15 protein-coding genes are annotated in these 15,376 nt (G+C 65.9%); 13 read left to right on the top strand and 2 right to left on the bottom strand.

All coding sequences use genetic code 11. From position 1 onward, the window contains the following. Window positions 1-4 precede the first annotated feature (4 nt). Window positions 5-1,240, bottom strand: a complete 1,236-nt coding sequence (locus tag AC1DD3_RS02580) for a heparan-alpha-glucosaminide N-acetyltransferase domain-containing protein (protein WP_476874839.1) — start codon at window positions 1,238-1,240, stop codon at window positions 5-7. A 103-nt stretch (window positions 1,241-1,343) separates the two neighbouring features. Here AC1DD3_RS02580 and AC1DD3_RS02575 point away from each other — a divergent pair, with 103 nt between their 5' ends. From AC1DD3_RS02575 to AC1DD3_RS02540, 8 genes are all read left to right on the top strand, one after another. Next, window positions 1,344-1,736, top strand: a complete 393-nt coding sequence (locus AC1DD3_RS02575; RefSeq protein ID WP_476874838.1) for a hypothetical protein — start codon at window positions 1,344-1,346, stop codon at window positions 1,734-1,736. 9 nt (window positions 1,737-1,745) lie between these two features. Beyond that, complete coding sequence (locus tag AC1DD3_RS02570) at window positions 1,746-2,504, top strand: carbon-nitrogen hydrolase family protein (RefSeq protein WP_476874837.1); 759 nt, start codon at window positions 1,746-1,748, stop codon at window positions 2,502-2,504. Between the two features lie 97 nt (window positions 2,505-2,601). After that, window positions 2,602-3,510: a 4-hydroxy-tetrahydrodipicolinate synthase gene (gene dapA / locus AC1DD3_RS02565; protein ID WP_476874836.1), complete on the top strand. Its 909-nt coding sequence runs from the start codon at window positions 2,602-2,604 to the stop codon at window positions 3,508-3,510. Between the two features lie 42 nt (window positions 3,511-3,552). Then, window positions 3,553-5,244: a ribonuclease J gene (locus tag AC1DD3_RS02560; protein ID WP_476874835.1), complete on the top strand. Its 1,692-nt coding sequence runs from the start codon at window positions 3,553-3,555 to the stop codon at window positions 5,242-5,244. Between the two features lie 93 nt (window positions 5,245-5,337). Continuing rightward, complete coding sequence (locus AC1DD3_RS02555; RefSeq protein ID WP_476880879.1) at window positions 5,338-8,253, top strand: FtsK/SpoIIIE family DNA translocase; 2,916 nt, start codon at window positions 5,338-5,340, stop codon at window positions 8,251-8,253. A 24-nt stretch (window positions 8,254-8,277) separates the two neighbouring features. Beyond that, on the top strand, window positions 8,278-8,961 hold the full coding sequence (gene pgsA / locus AC1DD3_RS02550) for a CDP-diacylglycerol--glycerol-3-phosphate 3-phosphatidyltransferase (RefSeq protein WP_230117573.1): 684 nt from the start codon (window positions 8,278-8,280) through the stop codon (window positions 8,959-8,961). 2 nt (window positions 8,962-8,963) lie between these two features. After that, on the top strand, window positions 8,964-9,458 hold the full coding sequence (locus AC1DD3_RS02545) for a CinA family protein (RefSeq protein WP_230117574.1): 495 nt from the start codon (window positions 8,964-8,966) through the stop codon (window positions 9,456-9,458). A 138-nt stretch (window positions 9,459-9,596) separates the two neighbouring features. Further along, window positions 9,597-10,049, top strand: coding sequence for a helix-turn-helix domain-containing protein (locus AC1DD3_RS02540; RefSeq protein WP_230117575.1), 453 nt, complete (start codon window positions 9,597-9,599; stop codon window positions 10,047-10,049). A gap of 104 nt (window positions 10,050-10,153) precedes the next feature. On the opposite strand, the gene AC1DD3_RS02535 is transcribed toward AC1DD3_RS02540, so the two are convergent. Continuing rightward, entirely contained in the window at window positions 10,154-10,663 is a 510-nt protein-coding gene (locus AC1DD3_RS02535; protein ID WP_230117576.1) for a MarR family winged helix-turn-helix transcriptional regulator, read from the bottom strand. 42 nt (window positions 10,664-10,705) lie between these two features. On the opposite strand from AC1DD3_RS02535, the gene AC1DD3_RS02530 reads away from it, so the two are divergent. The 5 genes from AC1DD3_RS02530 (at window position 10,706) to miaA (ending at window position 15,299) form a co-directional block, all read left to right on the top strand. After that, window positions 10,706-10,930 carry a DUF3046 domain-containing protein gene (locus AC1DD3_RS02530; RefSeq protein WP_230117577.1) on the top strand — a complete coding sequence of 75 codons (225 nt, stop codon included), beginning with the start codon at window positions 10,706-10,708 and terminating at the stop codon, window positions 10,928-10,930. A gap of 208 nt (window positions 10,931-11,138) precedes the next feature. After that, the gene (gene recA, locus AC1DD3_RS02525; protein ID WP_230117578.1) at window positions 11,139-12,188 is read left to right on the top strand and encodes a recombinase RecA; all 1,050 of its coding nucleotides are present in this window, start codon (window positions 11,139-11,141) and stop codon (window positions 12,186-12,188) included. A 112-nt stretch (window positions 12,189-12,300) separates the two neighbouring features. After that, window positions 12,301-12,771 carry a regulatory protein RecX gene (locus AC1DD3_RS02520; RefSeq protein WP_230117579.1) on the top strand — a complete coding sequence of 157 codons (471 nt, stop codon included), beginning with the start codon at window positions 12,301-12,303 and terminating at the stop codon, window positions 12,769-12,771. A gap of 22 nt (window positions 12,772-12,793) precedes the next feature. Continuing rightward, on the top strand, window positions 12,794-14,338 hold the full coding sequence (gene miaB, locus AC1DD3_RS02515; protein WP_476880878.1) for a tRNA (N6-isopentenyl adenosine(37)-C2)-methylthiotransferase MiaB: 1,545 nt from the start codon (window positions 12,794-12,796) through the stop codon (window positions 14,336-14,338). A gap of 82 nt (window positions 14,339-14,420) precedes the next feature. Continuing rightward, window positions 14,421-15,299, top strand: coding sequence for a tRNA (adenosine(37)-N6)-dimethylallyltransferase MiaA (gene miaA, locus AC1DD3_RS02510; RefSeq protein WP_476880990.1), 879 nt, complete (start codon window positions 14,421-14,423; stop codon window positions 15,297-15,299). The last annotated feature ends 77 nt before the right edge of the window (window positions 15,300-15,376 follow it).

Raw genomic sequence — 15,376 nt, 5'->3', positions numbered from 1 at the left:
CGGGCTACCGGACCCTGGCCGGCTCGTGCCGTCCCACCTGGTTCGCGGCGTGGCCAAGCCATTCGAGCGGGCCGCGCTTCTTCAGGATCACGAAGGCCATCCCTATCAGCACAGCCAGCGCGGCGTGGGCAAAGTACATCCCGTCCTCGGTCCATCCCGGCGGCAGCGGCTTGAGGTGGAACGAGGCCACCACGCATACGTGCGCGGTGTACAGGGTCAGGGTCATCGCACCGGCGCCGCGCAGCGGCAGCAGCAGGTCCAGGTCCAGCCATTCGCCCAGCCGGCCCACGAGGAGGCAGAGTCCGACGACGGCCGCGGCCACGCCGCTTGTATGGAGCAGGTCGAGGGTGGTCCCCGAATGCGGTGCGCTGGACGCCAGCCACCACCACGAGCCCTCCTGCCGCACCCCGGCCAGGTTGACCTGCAGGAGGCTGCCCAGCGGGTAGTTGGGATCAGTGAGGATCGACTGTAACGCGGCGTGGCCGCCCCATTCCTCCATGGCCGCCGTGCCCAGAACCTTGGCGAAGGCGGCCACAGCGGTACCTCCGGCCAGCAGCAGCACCGGGAGTAGCGACGTCGTCAGTGCCAGCCTGCCGATGATGAGGCCCACCAGCAGATAGGAAATCCACTGGACCACGGGGTAATAGCCCGTCAGGAACAGGTCACCGAGCAGCCGGCCGGGAGCCGACAGGTCCTCCCAGCCCGGGTTGTGATCGAGCTGCAGGGGCGGATCCGCGGCCATCAGCCATGGCCGCAGCAGGAATGCCAGCACGGGGGAGCCGAGGATCCAGCCTGCCGCCCAGGCACACAGGGCCTTCAGCCGCAGCCCGATGAAGGGCAGGATGCACAGGAAGAGCACGGCATAGTGCACGAGGATCACTGCGATGTTGACGTCGAGGCCGCCCAGGGCCAGGCCGACGACGGCAATCACCAGCGCTCGCAGGGCAATGCCCCGCCGGGCAGCTGTGAGGGCACTGCCTTCCAGGGGGCGCTGCTTGCCGGTGGACAGGGCCAGCCCGACTCCGGCCAGGACGGCAAAGAGGGCCGCAGCACGGCCGGAAAACGTCAGCCCGATCCACGTGGGAGTCAGGGCGGCATCCGCCTCGAACGTGGGCAGCAGGTGCGTGGCCATCATTCCCAAGAGGGCGAGGCCGCGAGCGGCGTCGATGCCCGCGAGGCGGGTGCCGGTTGCAGGTCCTTTTGCTGTTCTGGACGATGCAGCCGTGCTCCGCGAGGTCATGATGTGATCGTCTCACATCCCGCCATGACGTTTTCTGACCGGGCATTCATCTCCCGCTGCCGCGGGTCTTGTGTTCGAATATATGTTCGAATAGTATTTCCGCATGATCAACTCATCCGGGCACCAGGTCAACCCATCGCGTCATCAGCCGGGACAGCAGGCGGGGGACAGCAGCTCCGTTCACCGCGCCGCACCGAGGCGCGGCAATGACGGACCGCTGAAAGCGATGAGCCCGGGAGTGGTGGACTACCTCTTCCGGCGGCTCGTCGCAGGCGAGCCCGCCGAAGACGTGCAATGGGGGCGTGAGGGGATCCCCCTCTCAGCCCAGGCCCCCGGCGCGGAGCTGGCCCGCCGCCTGTCGGAGACCGACGTTGAGGCGCTGACGCCCACGGAGCTGTTCCACTACGTTCGCGCCGCCCAGCGGCTCGCGTCCTGGGCAGAGTCGCTGCGGGAGACGGCTGTGGGCCGCTACTGTGCGGGGAACGGTCCCGCCTAGGATGGAGCCGTGACCGGAGCGCTGACAGTAGCCGCCATCCAATACGAGGCCGTCGCGGGCGGGATCGGGGCCAACATACCCGAACACGTCCGCCTCATCGAGGACGCCGATTCCCACGGCGCCCGGCTCGTCATCTTTCCCGAACTGTCCCTGACCGGGTACGACCTGCCGATGTTCCGGAACGCGGACGAGTGGCTGGTGCCGGGCGACGCGCGCCTCAGTGCGGTCCGGGAGATCTGCCGCCGGACCGGAGTGACCGCCGTCGTGGGTGCGGCGCTGCGGACAGCGGACGGGACGCCGAGGCTCGCATCCCTGGCCGTCCATCCGAACGGATCTGAAGAGGCAGCCTTCAAGACCCACCTCCACGGCGGTGAGGAGGCGCTGTTCACCGCCGGTCCGGGTCCCGCCATCCTGACTGTGGACGGCTGGAAAATAGCCCTGGCCGTCTGCTTCGACGCAGCCCACCCCGGCCACTCGGATGCCGCGGCCGGGGGCGGCGCGGACGTTTACGCCGTTTCTGCGCTGTACACCCAGGGCGAAGGGCACCGGCTGGGGCTGCATCTGGGGGCGCGGGCCATGGACAACCGCCTGTACACGGTCCTTGCAAACCTTGGCGGCCACACGCCGCTGGGACCGTCCTGCGGACTGAGCGGTTTCTGGGGCCCCGACGGCCTGGTCATGCAGCACGCGGCGGGGAGCGGAACGGAAGTTGTCACGGCGGTTCTGCGCCGGGGTGCCCTCGATCGGTACCGGCATCCCGCCATGTGACGAGCCGGCGCCGCAATTTGACGGCAGCCAGGTGTTTGACCATCATCACGTGCCGGCCATTGTCCTAACGTGCAGGTGACAGGGTAACGTTTTTCCCATGGCTGACACTTCCGCGAACATTCCTGCTCTTGGTACCCTCCTGACCGCGATGGTCACGCCCTTCACCAAGGATGGCAAAGTGGATTACGGGCAGGCGGCGGAGTTGGCCAGCAAGCTCGTGGACGACGGCTGCGATGGCCTGGTGGTTACCGGAACCACAGGTGAGACCTCTACCCTCACGGACGAGGAAAACCTCGGAATGTTCCGCGCTGTCAAGGACGCTGTCGGGGGGCGGGCCGCCATTATCGCCGGCACCGGGACCAACGACACGGCGCACTCCGTGCATCTTTCCCAGCAGGCGGCCGCCCTCGGCGTCGATGGCCTCCTGCTCGTCACGCCCTACTACAACAAGCCCAGCCAGGCCGGCGTCCGAGCACACTTCGAGACCATCGCGTCGTCAACAGATGTCCCCGTCATGCTGTACGACATTCCGGGCCGCTCCTCCATTCCGATCGAGCCCGACACCATGATCCGTCTTGCCCAGCACCCGAATATCGTCGCCGTCAAGGATGCCAAGGCAGACTTCACTGCGGCCACACGCGTCATGGCAGAGACCGACCTTCTCTTCTACTCCGGGGACGACGGACTGACCCTTCCTTGGATGGCCCTGGGCGCCGTAGGACTGGTGGGTGTCACAACCCACGTTGCTACCCGCCGCTTCCGGGACCTTATCGACGCCGTCAATGCGAACGACCTCGGAACGGCCCGCAAGATCAACTTCGAGCTGCAGCCCGTGGTGCGCGCAACGATGACCCGTGTCCAGGGAGCCGTTGCGGCCAAGCAAATTCTTAAATGGCAGGGAGTCCTGCCCAACTCGATTGTCCGTTTGCCCCTCGTGGAGCCGGACGAAGCCGAGATCGAAATCATCCGCGAGGACTTGGCGGAGGGAGGGCTGGTCTTTTCCTGACGGACTGAGACCGGCACTCTTCCGCCTGGAAAGAAGTGCATTATGACCCAAGTAGCGCTACCCGGCCTTGTCACGCCTCCCCGACTTCCCCAAGGAACCCTGCGGATCGTTCCGCTCGGCGGGCTGGGCGAGATCGGCCGCAACATGGCCGTCTTCGAAATCGACGGCAAATTGCTGATCGTGGACTGCGGCGTCCTGTTCCCTGAGGAAACGCAGCCCGGCGTGGACCTGATCCTGCCCGATTTCTCCTACATCGAAAACCGGCTTGACGACATCGTTGCCGTGGTGCTGACCCATGGTCACGAGGATCACATCGGTGCGGTTCCGTACCTGCTCAGGCTCCGCAGCGACATCCCGCTGGTCGGATCGCAGCTGACGCTTGCCCTCATCGAGGCCAAGCTGCAGGAACACCGGATCAAGCCGTACACGCTCACGGTGGTAGAAGGACAAGTGGAGAAGTTCGGCCCGTTCGAATGTGAATTCGTGGCCGTCAACCACTCGATTCCGGATGCTCTGGCGGTCTTCCTCCGCACCGCAGGCGGCACCGTCCTGCACACCGGCGACTTCAAAATGGACCAGCTGCCGCTGGATGGCCGGATCACCGACCTCCGCCACTTCGCCCGCCTCGGCGAAGAGGGCGTGGACCTGTTCATGTCCGACTCCACGAACGCGGATGTCCCCGGATTTACCACCGCTGAAAAGGAAATCGGACCCACCCTGGACCGGCTCTTCGGGCAGGCCAGCAAGCGCATCATCGTGGCCTCCTTCTCGTCGCACGTCCACCGCGTCCAGCAGGTCTTGGACGCCGCGGCGAAGCACAACCGTAAAGTTGCCTTTGTGGGCCGCTCCATGGTCCGCAACATGGCCATCGCCGCGAAGCTTGAGTACCTGGACGTGCCGGACGGCATCCTCGTCGACGTCAAGAACATCGGGAACCTCCCCGACAACCGCGTGGTGCTGATGTCCACCGGTTCCCAGGGTGAGCCGATGGCCGCGCTATCCCGCATGGCCAATGGTGACCACCCAGTGGTGGTGGGCGAAGGCGACACCGTCATTCTGGCGTCAAGCCTCATTCCGGGCAACGAGAACGCGGTTTTCCGCATCATCAACGGCCTGCTCAAACTGGGCGCGGACGTCATCCACAAGGGGAACGCCAAGGTCCACGTCTCGGGCCATGCCGCGGCCGGCGAGCTGCTGTACTGCTACAACATCCTCGAGCCGCTCAACGCGATGCCCGTCCACGGGGAGACGCGCCACCTGATCGCCAACGGAAAAATCGCCGAGGAGTCGGGTGTGCCCGACGCGAGCATCCTGCTCGCGGACAACGGCACGGTGATCGATCTCCGGGACCACCAGGCTGACGTGGTGGGCCAGGTGGAGGTCGGCTTCGTCTACGTGGACGGTTCAAGCGTCGGCGAAATCACCGACGCCGATCTCAAGGACCGCCGCGTCCTGGGGGATGAAGGTTTCATCTCCATCATCACGGTCATCAACCGCGCCACCGGCAAAGTGGTCTCGGGCCCGGAGATCCACGCCCGCGGCGTAGCCGAAGACGACTCGGTTTTCGACGACATTATCCCCAGGATCAATGCCGCGCTTGAGGAAGCCGTGCTCAACCGGACGGACCACACCACGCACCAGTTGCAGCAGGTTGTCCGGCGTGTGGTCGGCACTTGGGTAAACCGCAAGCTCCGCCGCAAGCCCATGATCATTCCGGTGGTCCTGGAGGCCTAAACGGGCGCCGCCGGGCTTTGGGAGCGGGTGAACACAGCCCCCAAGGCCCGGAAATCCGCGGAATCCGGCCTGGGTTGGAGTACCGTGGCACATATGGCCACACGTACTTCCCCCGCGCCAAAACGTACTCCGAGCGCTAAGACAGGCACGTCCGCAGGCCGCGCCGGTTCTCCGGCATCAAAATCCAGCCGGGCCGGAGCGTCCGGCGGAACCGCCCGCACGCGCCAGCTGGCCGCCGTCGAACCGCACCAGCCGTGGCTGCTGCGCGTGGCCGGCGGCGCCTGGCAGGGCATCGGGCACCTCGTGGGCGGGGGAGTGCGCCGGATCGGCCATGACGTCAGCGACCTCGCACCGGAAGAGCGGCGTGACGGTGCCGCCCTGTTCAACCTTGCGCTGGCGGTCTTCATCGCCACCTTCGCCTGGTGGGGCCTCCGGGGCTGGTTCCCGGATGCGGTCTACGCCGTCGTCAACGGCACCTTCGGCTGGATGTCCCTGGTGCTGCCGCTCATGCTGTTCGTCTGCGCGTTTCGGCTGTTCCGCCAGCCGGCCGACGGCCGCGGAAACAACCGGGTGGGGATCGGTTTCCTCATTATGACCTTCGCGGGCTGCGGGCTCGCCCACATCATCGGCGGCCAGCCCACCGTCAGCGAGGGCTTCGACGGCCTCCGCCGGGCGGGCGGCATGCTGGGATTCCTCGCGGCGTCCCCGCTGGCGGCCATTCACGCTGCCGTTCCGCTGGCACTCTACGGGCTGCTGGCCTTTGTCTCCGTGCTCATCGTCACGGCCACACCGTTCGGCGCGATCCCGCGCCGGCTGCGGGGGGCCTATGAGCACCTGATGGGCATCGACCTTCAGGACGACGACAGCGATAGCCACGACCGCAGCTATCTTTACGAAAACAGCGCTCCGGCAGCGCCGAAGAAGAAGCGCAAGCGGCTCTTCGGCAAAGACCAGGACTCCGACGCCCGCCTGGAAGGCTACGTCGGGGACGAGGCCTTTGAGCATGCCGTCATTGACGACGACGCCCCGCCTGCGTCTTCCGGCAAGGGTTCCTCAGCGGTGGCGCCCGGCGTCCGCCGCCCCACCCAGGCGGAGATCGCCGTCGAAAAGATCAAGGCTGCCCAAGGCCTCGGGGCCTCGAACCGGGAAACTACGGCGGGCGCCGCCGAAGACAACGCCACGGAGGCCATCCCGTTGGTGACGCCGGGGATGGTGGCGGCAGGTTCGCTGAACGCCGCTCCGGCTGCTGCAGCAGCCGCGCAGGTTCCGTCGAAGCCGGTGGCACCCGCGCCGCTGCCCACACCCATCCCGCAGCGCACGGAGCAGCTGTCGCTGGCTGGCGACGTCACCTATACGCTGCCGTCGTCGGACGTGCTGACTCCCGGTTCCATTCCCAAGGAGCGCACCGAAGCCAATGACGCCATCGTGGCCTCTCTGACGGACACGCTGAACCAGTTCAACGTGGACGCGCAGGTAACTGGCTTCAGCCGCGGCCCCACCGTCACCCGGTACGAGATAGAACTGTCCGCGGGCACCAAGGTGGAGCGGGTGACCGCCCTGTCCAAGAACATCTCCTACGCGGTGGCCAGCTCTGACGTCCGCATCCTGAGCCCCATCCCCGGCAAGTCAGCCATCGGCATCGAGATCCCCAACACGGACCGCGAGACGGTCTCCCTCGGCGACGTCCTCCGCAGCCAGAACGCCCGCCGCACCGACCACCCCATGGTGATGGGCGTCGGCAAGGACGTCGAGGGCGGCTACGTGGTGGCGAACCTCGCCAAAATGCCCCACCTGCTCGTTGCCGGCGCCACCGGCGCCGGCAAGTCCTCCTTCGTGAACTCGATGATCACGTCAATCCTGATGCGGGCCACGCCCGATGAGGTCCGCATGGTCATGGTGGACCCCAAGCGCGTGGAACTCACGGCCTACGAGGGCGTCCCGCACCTGATCACGCCCATCATCACCAACCCCAAGAAAGCCGCCGAAGCCCTGCAGTGGGTGGTCCGCGAGATGGACGCGCGCTACGACGACCTCGCCAACTACGGCTTCAAGCACATCGACGACTTCAACAAGGCCGTCCGGGCCGGCAAGGTCCACCCGCCGGTGGATTCCAAACGCGTCATCCGCCCCTACCCCTACCTGCTGGTGATCGTCGACGAACTCGCCGACCTCATGATGGTGGCCCCGCGCGACGTCGAAGACTCCATCGTCAGGATCACCCAGCTGGCCCGTGCGGCCGGCATCCACCTGGTCCTGGCCACGCAGCGGCCTTCCGTGGACGTCGTCACAGGCCTGATCAAGGCCAACGTGCCTTCCCGCATGGCCTTCGCGACGTCCTCAGTGACCGACTCCCGCGTGGTCCTTGACCAGCCAGGAGCGGAGAAGCTGATCGGCCAGGGCGACGCCCTCTTCCTGCCCATGGGCGCCTCCAAGGCGATGCGTGTTCAGGGCGCCTGGGTCACGGAGTCCGAGATCCACCAGGTCGTGGAGCACGTCAAGGGCCAGCTCAAGGCCGTGTACCGCGACGACGTCGCCGCCGAAGCGCCGAAGAAGCAGATCGACGACGACATCGGAGACGACCTCGACGTGCTGCTGCAGGCCACCGAGCTGGTGGTCACCACGCAGTTCGGCTCAACATCGATGCTGCAGCGCAAGCTGCGTGTGGGCTTCGCGAAGGCCGGCCGCCTCATGGACCTGCTTGAGTCCAGGGGAGTGGTGGGCCCCTCCGAGGGATCCAAGGCCCGCGACGTGCTGGTCAAGCCCGATGACCTCGCCACGGTGCTGGCCGCCATGAAGGGCCAGGAATCCCCGGCTGCTCCTGATTCACAGACCGCGGCCCTGAGTGACAACGCCAATGCCAACATCGCCCAGGGCGGCTATGCCGAGGACCTCGTGGCGGCTGATCTGGACAACCGCACCCAGAACGTTGAGTACTACGACGGCGCCGACGCCAGCTCCGGCGACGACGAGGACGGTTCCGAAGACGCCTGGTCCCTCACCGGACGGTAGCTGAGAAGACGGTAGCCTAGGAGAGTGACTAGCACCGAAGCGACCGCGGCCGGCTCCAGCAGCTCCGGAATCTGGAATCTTCCGAACATCCTCACCATGCTCCGCATCGTGCTGGTGCCGTTCTTTGTGTGGTTCCTCGTCGCTGATGCTCCCGGCCTGCGGAGCGAATCCGGACCGTGGCGCTGGGCTGCGGTGGCGGCCTTCGCCGTCGCCATCTACACGGACAAGCTCGATGGCGACATCGCCCGGAGCCGGGGACTGGTTACCGATTTCGGAAAAATAGCCGATCCCATTGCCGACAAGCTGCTGATCGGTTCCGCCCTGGTCATGCTATCGGTCCTGAACGAGCTGCCCTGGTGGATCACACTGGTCATCCTCGTCCGCGAGTGGGGGATCACGGCGCTGCGGTTCTTCGTCATCCGCTATGGCGTGATCCCAGCCTCCCGTGGCGGAAAGCTCAAGACCGTCGTGCAGACCGCCGCGATTTTCCTCTACCTGCTCCCGCTGTCAGCCATTGCGCCATGGCTGGTCTGGGTGGCCCTCGCCGTCATGCTCGTGGCGGTGCTCATCACGGTGTGGACCGGCGTCGAATACGTCATTGAAGCAATGAAGGTCCGCGCCCAGGGCCTGCTGCGCAGGGCCGGGGAACTCCCAGCGGACGGGCACCAGAAATCGGAAAACCACAAGCCGGAAGCACAGGAGGGATAGGCATGTCCAACCTTCACCGAATCGCCGGGGAGGCTGTTGCCGCGGCCGTCCGGCGCGGCGTCACCGTGGCCACCGCCGAATCACTGACTGCCGGCATGGTCACGGCAATGCTGGCGGACACGCCGGGTGCGTCGGCCATGCTGCGTGGCGGCGTCGTTTCCTACAGCAATACCGTCAAACGGGATGTTCTCCACGTGTCGCAGGAACTGCTCGACGCCGTTGGCTCGGTTGACGGCGAAGTGGCGGCGGCCATGGCCGAGGGTGCGCGGAGCGCCTGCGGCGCAGACCTGGCCGTGTCCACCACGGGCGTGGCAGGGCCGGACGAGCACGACGGCAAGCCGGTGGGTACGGTGTACATCGGCGTCGCCACAGCGCAGGGCTCCTCGTCGTATCCCTACAGCTTTGAAGGCACCCGGGCGGAGATCAGGGCCCTGGCGTGTGAGGCGGCGCTGGAGCGGCTACAGGAGGCCCTCGCGTCGATAGGCTACCGGGAGTAAGGTTGCCGGGAACAAAAAGCATTACCGAATAGTTGTTACTTTGTGTCGCTTCCACAATACGGAGGCGCCTAGGATGAAAAGACCAACTACGGTTCGCGTCACAGCGAACCGGACTCATGAGGGAGCAAGGCGATACAGATGGTAAAGCAGCCCGTATCCGTGAACGGCGTTGTCCGCTGGAAGGATGTGGGCCTCGCCGATCAGGCCAAGAGCGAACAGAAGGAGCGCAAGATGGTAGTACTTCGTCACGAAATTGGTGATGTTCTGCGCGACGTCCGCCAGCGTCAAGGGCGTACCCTCCGCGAAGTCTCGCACAGCGCCCGAGTTTCCCTGGGCTACCTCAGTGAAGTGGAGCGCGGGCAGAAGGAAGCCTCCTCGGAGCTGCTGTCCTCGATCTGCTCAGCCCTGGATGTTCCGTTGTCCATCATGCTCCGTGAGGTCAGCGACCGCGTGGCAGTGGCCGAAGGCGTAGCCGTACCGGACACCGTTCCGCAGGAATTTTCCCAGCGTTACGGCCGGGATCTTGAGCGCGATCTCAGCACTGAACTCAACAACGAACTGGCCAAGGGCCTGCTGTCCGGCGCACGGTAGCCTAACGCAACCCGGACCTACAGAACCCAAGGCATTACAGATCCAAGATGAAGGCCTTCGGCACAAGCCGGAGGCCTTTTGTCGTCTCCTAAAGGGCGCCGTCCTTAGAGGGCGCCGTCTTTGGGAAACCCGTCACGTTCATAAGTTGCGTTGAGCTTGGCCATATAGGTGGCGAGGGCCTCAAGATCCGCCACCGGCCATTCGCCCAGCCGCTCGCGGAACACTTCCCGCCTGGCGTCCTGTACCTGGTGCATTTTCTCTTCGCCCTTGGGCGTGAGCCGGATCGTCTGCGCGCGACCGTCCAGCGGGTCCGCTTCCTTGAGTACCAGGCCGATACTTTCCAGGAAGGCAATCTGCCGGCTCACCGACGGTTTGCCCACGCCGATGCAGGAGGCCAGTTCGGTCAGCCGGATGGGTCCCGTCTGGCGGATCATGGTGAGCAGGCCGTAGGCCGCAGGCTCCATGTCCGGGTGAACCTGACGTGAAAGCTGCTGCGAGACGGAGCGGGCGCGCCGCCAGAAGATGCTGATCTGATGCTCCACTGACTTCAGTGCGGTATCCATGGTGTCCTCGAAGGGGGCGGACACTCCGGGGACGTCAACGGGGTTGCTCATGGCAACCATTCTAGAGTCCGCGGGCGTGAGAGACTCTATGTCGTGCGGATTAGTGATTTTTGGCGGCTCATGGACGATGAATTCGGCGCTGGCTACTCCCGCGTGCTCAGCAGTTCGCTGGTCCTCGCGGGTGTGGGGGGACGGACTGCGGACCAAGCGTTGGCCGCCGGCGTCAGCCCCCGCGATGTCTGGCTCGCAGTCTGCGACGTCCAGGACGTGCCGGCGGAGCGGCGGCTCGGCAGGGACGTCAAGCCCAGCCGCAACTAAATCCGCCCCGCCCGCTGGCAGACTCCTGACACGCCGACCGATTGTTCGAATATCTGTTCGGGTAGGACTATGCTTTTTTCAGCGGGTTATCCACATACGCAGTGCCACCCGGCAACAATGTCAGAGGGCGGCGCTAGCGTCAGTGATGACAGAGAAAAGGGGCCGCGCAGGCCCACTCCACAGCGAGAAAGCATTAGAGGTGTGAACCATGGCGGCAGCCCCGGATCGTGCAAAGGCGCTTGAAGCAGCGCTTGCCCAGATAGACAAACAGTTCGGAAAAGGCTCCGTCATGCGGCTGGGCGATGAAGTCCGCGCCCCCATCGAGGTCATCCCGACGGGGTCCATCGCCTTGGACGTGGCCTTGGGAATTGGCGGGCTGCCGCGTGGCCGTGTGGTGGAAATCTACGGTCCGGAGTCCTCCGGTAAGACCACCGTCGCCCTGCACGCCGTGGCAAACGCCCAGCGGCTGGGCGGCATTGCGGCCTTCATTGACGCCGAGCACGCCCTGGATCCTGAATATGCCGCCAAGCTCGGCGTGGACACGGATGCCTTGCTCGTCTCCCAGCCGGATACCGGCGAGCAGGCGCTTGAAATCATGGATATGCTCATCGGCTCCGGCTCCCTCGACGTCATCGTCATCGACTCCGTGGCGGCGCTGGTGCCCCGGGCGGAAATTGAAGGCGACATGGGTGACAGTCACGTCGGCCTGCAGGCCCGCCTCATGAGCCAGGCCCTGCGAAAAATCACTGGTCGGCTGAGCCAGACCAAGACCACTGCCATCTTCATCAACCAGCTCCGCGAAAAGATCGGTGTGTTCTTCGGCTCACCCGAAACCACCACCGGTGGTAAGGCGCTGAAGTTCTACGCGTCTATCCGCATCGACGTCCGCCGCATCCAGACCCTGAAGGAAGGCGCGGATTCGGTCGGCAACCGTACCAAGGCGAAGATCGTCAAGAACAAGATGGCCCCGCCGTTCAAGATCGCCGAATTCGACATCATCTATGGACAGGGCATCTCCCGCGAGGGCGGCATCATCGACATGGGTGTGGAGCACGGCATCATCAAGAAGTCGGGCTCATGGTTCACCTACGACGGCGACCAGCTCGGCCAGGGCATGGAGAATTCCCGGCGCTTCCTCCGCGACAACCCTGAACTGGCTGCGGAATTGGAGCGGCTCATCAAGGAAAAGCTCGGGGTCGGAGTGAAGCCGGCGGATGCCGAGGCCTCACCGAAGCTGAAGGCCGTTGACGGTTTCTAACAGCAGGCGGCGGGGCCGGTCAGGCCCCGCCGAGCCGGCCTCAACACCACTTTCCGGTCCTGCGGGTCCGGCGTCCGGGCCGCCGGAGGACAGGGAGCCCGATCCGGCGTCGGTGGCTCGAGCGATTGTGCTGCGGCAGCTGACCAGTTCGCCTAAGAGCAGGCTCCAGTTGGAGCGCAAGCTGGCCGAACGCAATGTGCCCGGGGATGTTGCGGCAGCAGTCCTCGACCGCTTTGAAGAGGTCAAACTCGTCGACGACGCAGAGTTCGCCGATATGTGGGTGCGGAGCCGCGCTCAGTCCCGCAAGCTGGCCAAGGGTGCCTTGCGCCGTGAGCTGGCGGACAAGGGCATTGATCCGGACACGGCTGCTTCGGCTCTGGAGCAGCTCAATGACGACGACGAGGAAGCCGCCGCCCGCCATCTGGTGGAGCGCAAGCTCCGGCCCGGCACCGACCTGTCGGACCGCGCCGAGCGCGACAAAACCATGCGGCGCCTGGCGTCCATGCTGGCCCGCAAGGGGTACCAGCCCTCGCAGGCCTTCCGGATCGTAGGCGAAGTGCTCGACGCCGCGTCGGGGAGCTAGGCACAGCCGGTACGCTTAACGGGTGAGTCTGACCTACCCTTCCCCCGCATCCGGCACCGTCCCCGCAGCAGCTGACGCGTCCGCCGCGCCCCGCACCTACCAGGTACGCACATTCGGCTGCCAAATGAACGTGCACGATTCCGAACGGATGGCCGGGATGCTTGAGGCGGCAGGCTACGTTCCCGCTGACGGCGGCCAGGCCGACGTCGTGGTGTTCAACACCTGCGCCGTACGGGAAAACGCAGACAACAAGCTGTACGGCAACCTGGGAATGCTGGCGCCGGTCAAGGAAGCCAACCCGGGGATGCAGATAGCCGTGGGTGGCTGCCTGGCGCAGAAGGACCGCGAGACCATCCTGAAGAAGGCGCCGTGGGTGGACGCGGTCTTCGGAACGCACAACGTAGGTGCCCTGCCTGCACTCCTGGACCGCGCGCGGCACAACAACGAAGCCCAGCTGGAGATTCTTGAGTCGCTGGACGTCTTTCCGTCCACGCTTCCCACCAAGCGCGATTCCGTGTATTCCGGCTGGGTATCCATCTCGGTGGGCTGCAACAACACCTGTACCTTCTGCATCGTGCCGGCGCTGCGGGGCAAGGAGAAGGACCGCAGGCCCGGAGACATCCTCGCCGAGGTTCAGGCGCTCGTGGATGACGGCGCCATCGAAGTGACCCTTCTCGGCCAGAACGTGAACTCGTACGGCGTGGAGTTCGGCGACCGCCAGGCCTTCTCCAAGCTGCTCCGCGCCTGCGGTGACATTCCGGGCCTGGAACGGGTCCGCTTCACGAGTCCCCACCCGGCGGCCTTCACCGACGACGTCATCGACGCCATGGCGGAGACGCCGAACGTCATGCCCCAGCTGCACATGCCCCTGCAGTCTGGTTCGGACAAGGTCCTCAAGGACATGAAGCGGTCCTACCGTTCCGCGAAATTCCTCGGAATCCTGGATAAGGTCCGGGAGAAGATCCCGCACGCCGCAATTTCCACCGACATCATCGTCGGCTTCCCGGGGGAGACCGAGGAAGATTTCCAGGCAACCCTGGACGTCGTCGAAACGTCGCGCTTCGCCACCGCCTTCACGTTCCAGTACTCCAAGCGGCCCGGCACGCCGGCGGCTGACCTTCCGGACCAGCTGCCCAAAGCCGTCGTGCAGGAACGCTTCGAACGGCTCACGGCACTCCAGGACCGCATCGCCGCAGAGGAGAACGCCAAGCAGCTCGGACGCCGCGTCGAGGTCATGGTAACCGCCCAGTCCGGCCGCAAGGCCGAGGAAACCCACCGGTTGTCCGGCCGGTCCCAGGACCAGCGGCTCGTCCACTTCTCCGTACCGGCGGGCGCCCAGGCGCCCAGGCCGGGCGATCTGGTCACGGTCACCATCACCGAAGCTGCAGCCTTCCACCTGGTTGCCGACCCGGAAAACTCAGGAGACTACACCCTGCGCCGCTCGCGCGCCGGTGACGCATGGGACAGGTCGCAGGCCGACTCCTGTGGTGCACCGGCGCCGGCCGCCGCGGGAGGTAAATCCGGCGTCTCGCTCGGCATGCCGTCCCTTCCGGTCCGCGGCCGCTAGCCCTGTGGCCGCCAGTCCCGGAACAGTCACTTCCCAAGCCTCAACCTCCGGAGCCAAGGGCCCAGAAGGACAGCCTCCCGTCATCGCCGTGGTCGGGCCGACAGGTTCTGGAAAATCCGACCTCGCCGTCGAACTCGCCCTGGAACTCGGTGGCGAGGTCATTAACGCCGACGCCATGCAGTTCTACCGCGGCATGGACATTGGGACGGCCAAGGTCACGGAGGCCGAGCGCAGGGGAGTGCCGCACCACCTGCTGGACATCCTGGACGTCACCGAGGAAGCGTCCGTGTCGGACTTCCAGCAGCAGGCAAGGGCGGCCGTCGCCGGCATCCACCGGCGGGGACGGCGCGCCATAGTGGTGGGAGGTTCCGGGCTCTACGTCCGGGCCGCCCTGGACGTTCTGGAATTCCCGGGCACCGACCCTGACATCCGCGCCCGCCTTGAGCAGGAACACGCCGCCGCCGGGACGGCCCCCCTCCTTGAACGATTGCGGGATGTTGACCCGGTGTCCGCCGGCCGGCTCGGGGACGTCCGCCGGATCATCCGGGCGCTGGAGGTCTTCGAACTGACGGGACGCCCGTTCAGTTCATTCATGCCAAACCGTGAGTACTTCCAGCCCACCGTTCAGATCGGCCTTGAGGTTGACCGCGAAGTCCTGCGGGGGCGGCTGGCCGAACGCGTCCACCGCATGGTGGACCGCGGACTGCTGGCCGAGGTTGAAAGGCTGGATGCCGCGGGCCTGCGCCGCGGCCGGACCGCGCCGCGCGCCCTGGGCTACGCCCAGTTCCTCAAAGTGCTCGACGGCGAAGCGGACGTTGCGCTGGCCGCTGAGGAGACCATCGTGGCCACCCGGCAGTTCGCCCGCCGCCAGCTCACCTGGTTCCGGGCCGACCCGCGCATCTCTTGGCTGGACTGGCAGGACCCCGCCCTGGCCGCCAAGGCCGCGGCGTTCTGCCGCTGACCCCGGAAGGCGCGCCCGTCCGGAAGGCGCGCCCGTCCGTTAGGCCACCCCGTCCGGAATGCCATCGAGGCGGGAGG

The sequence above is a fragment of the Arthrobacter sp. 05T444 genome, assembly GCF_056395905.1.
The sequence above is the reverse complement of the archived record's forward strand: the minus strand, read 5'-3'. Positions and strand labels throughout refer to the sequence as shown.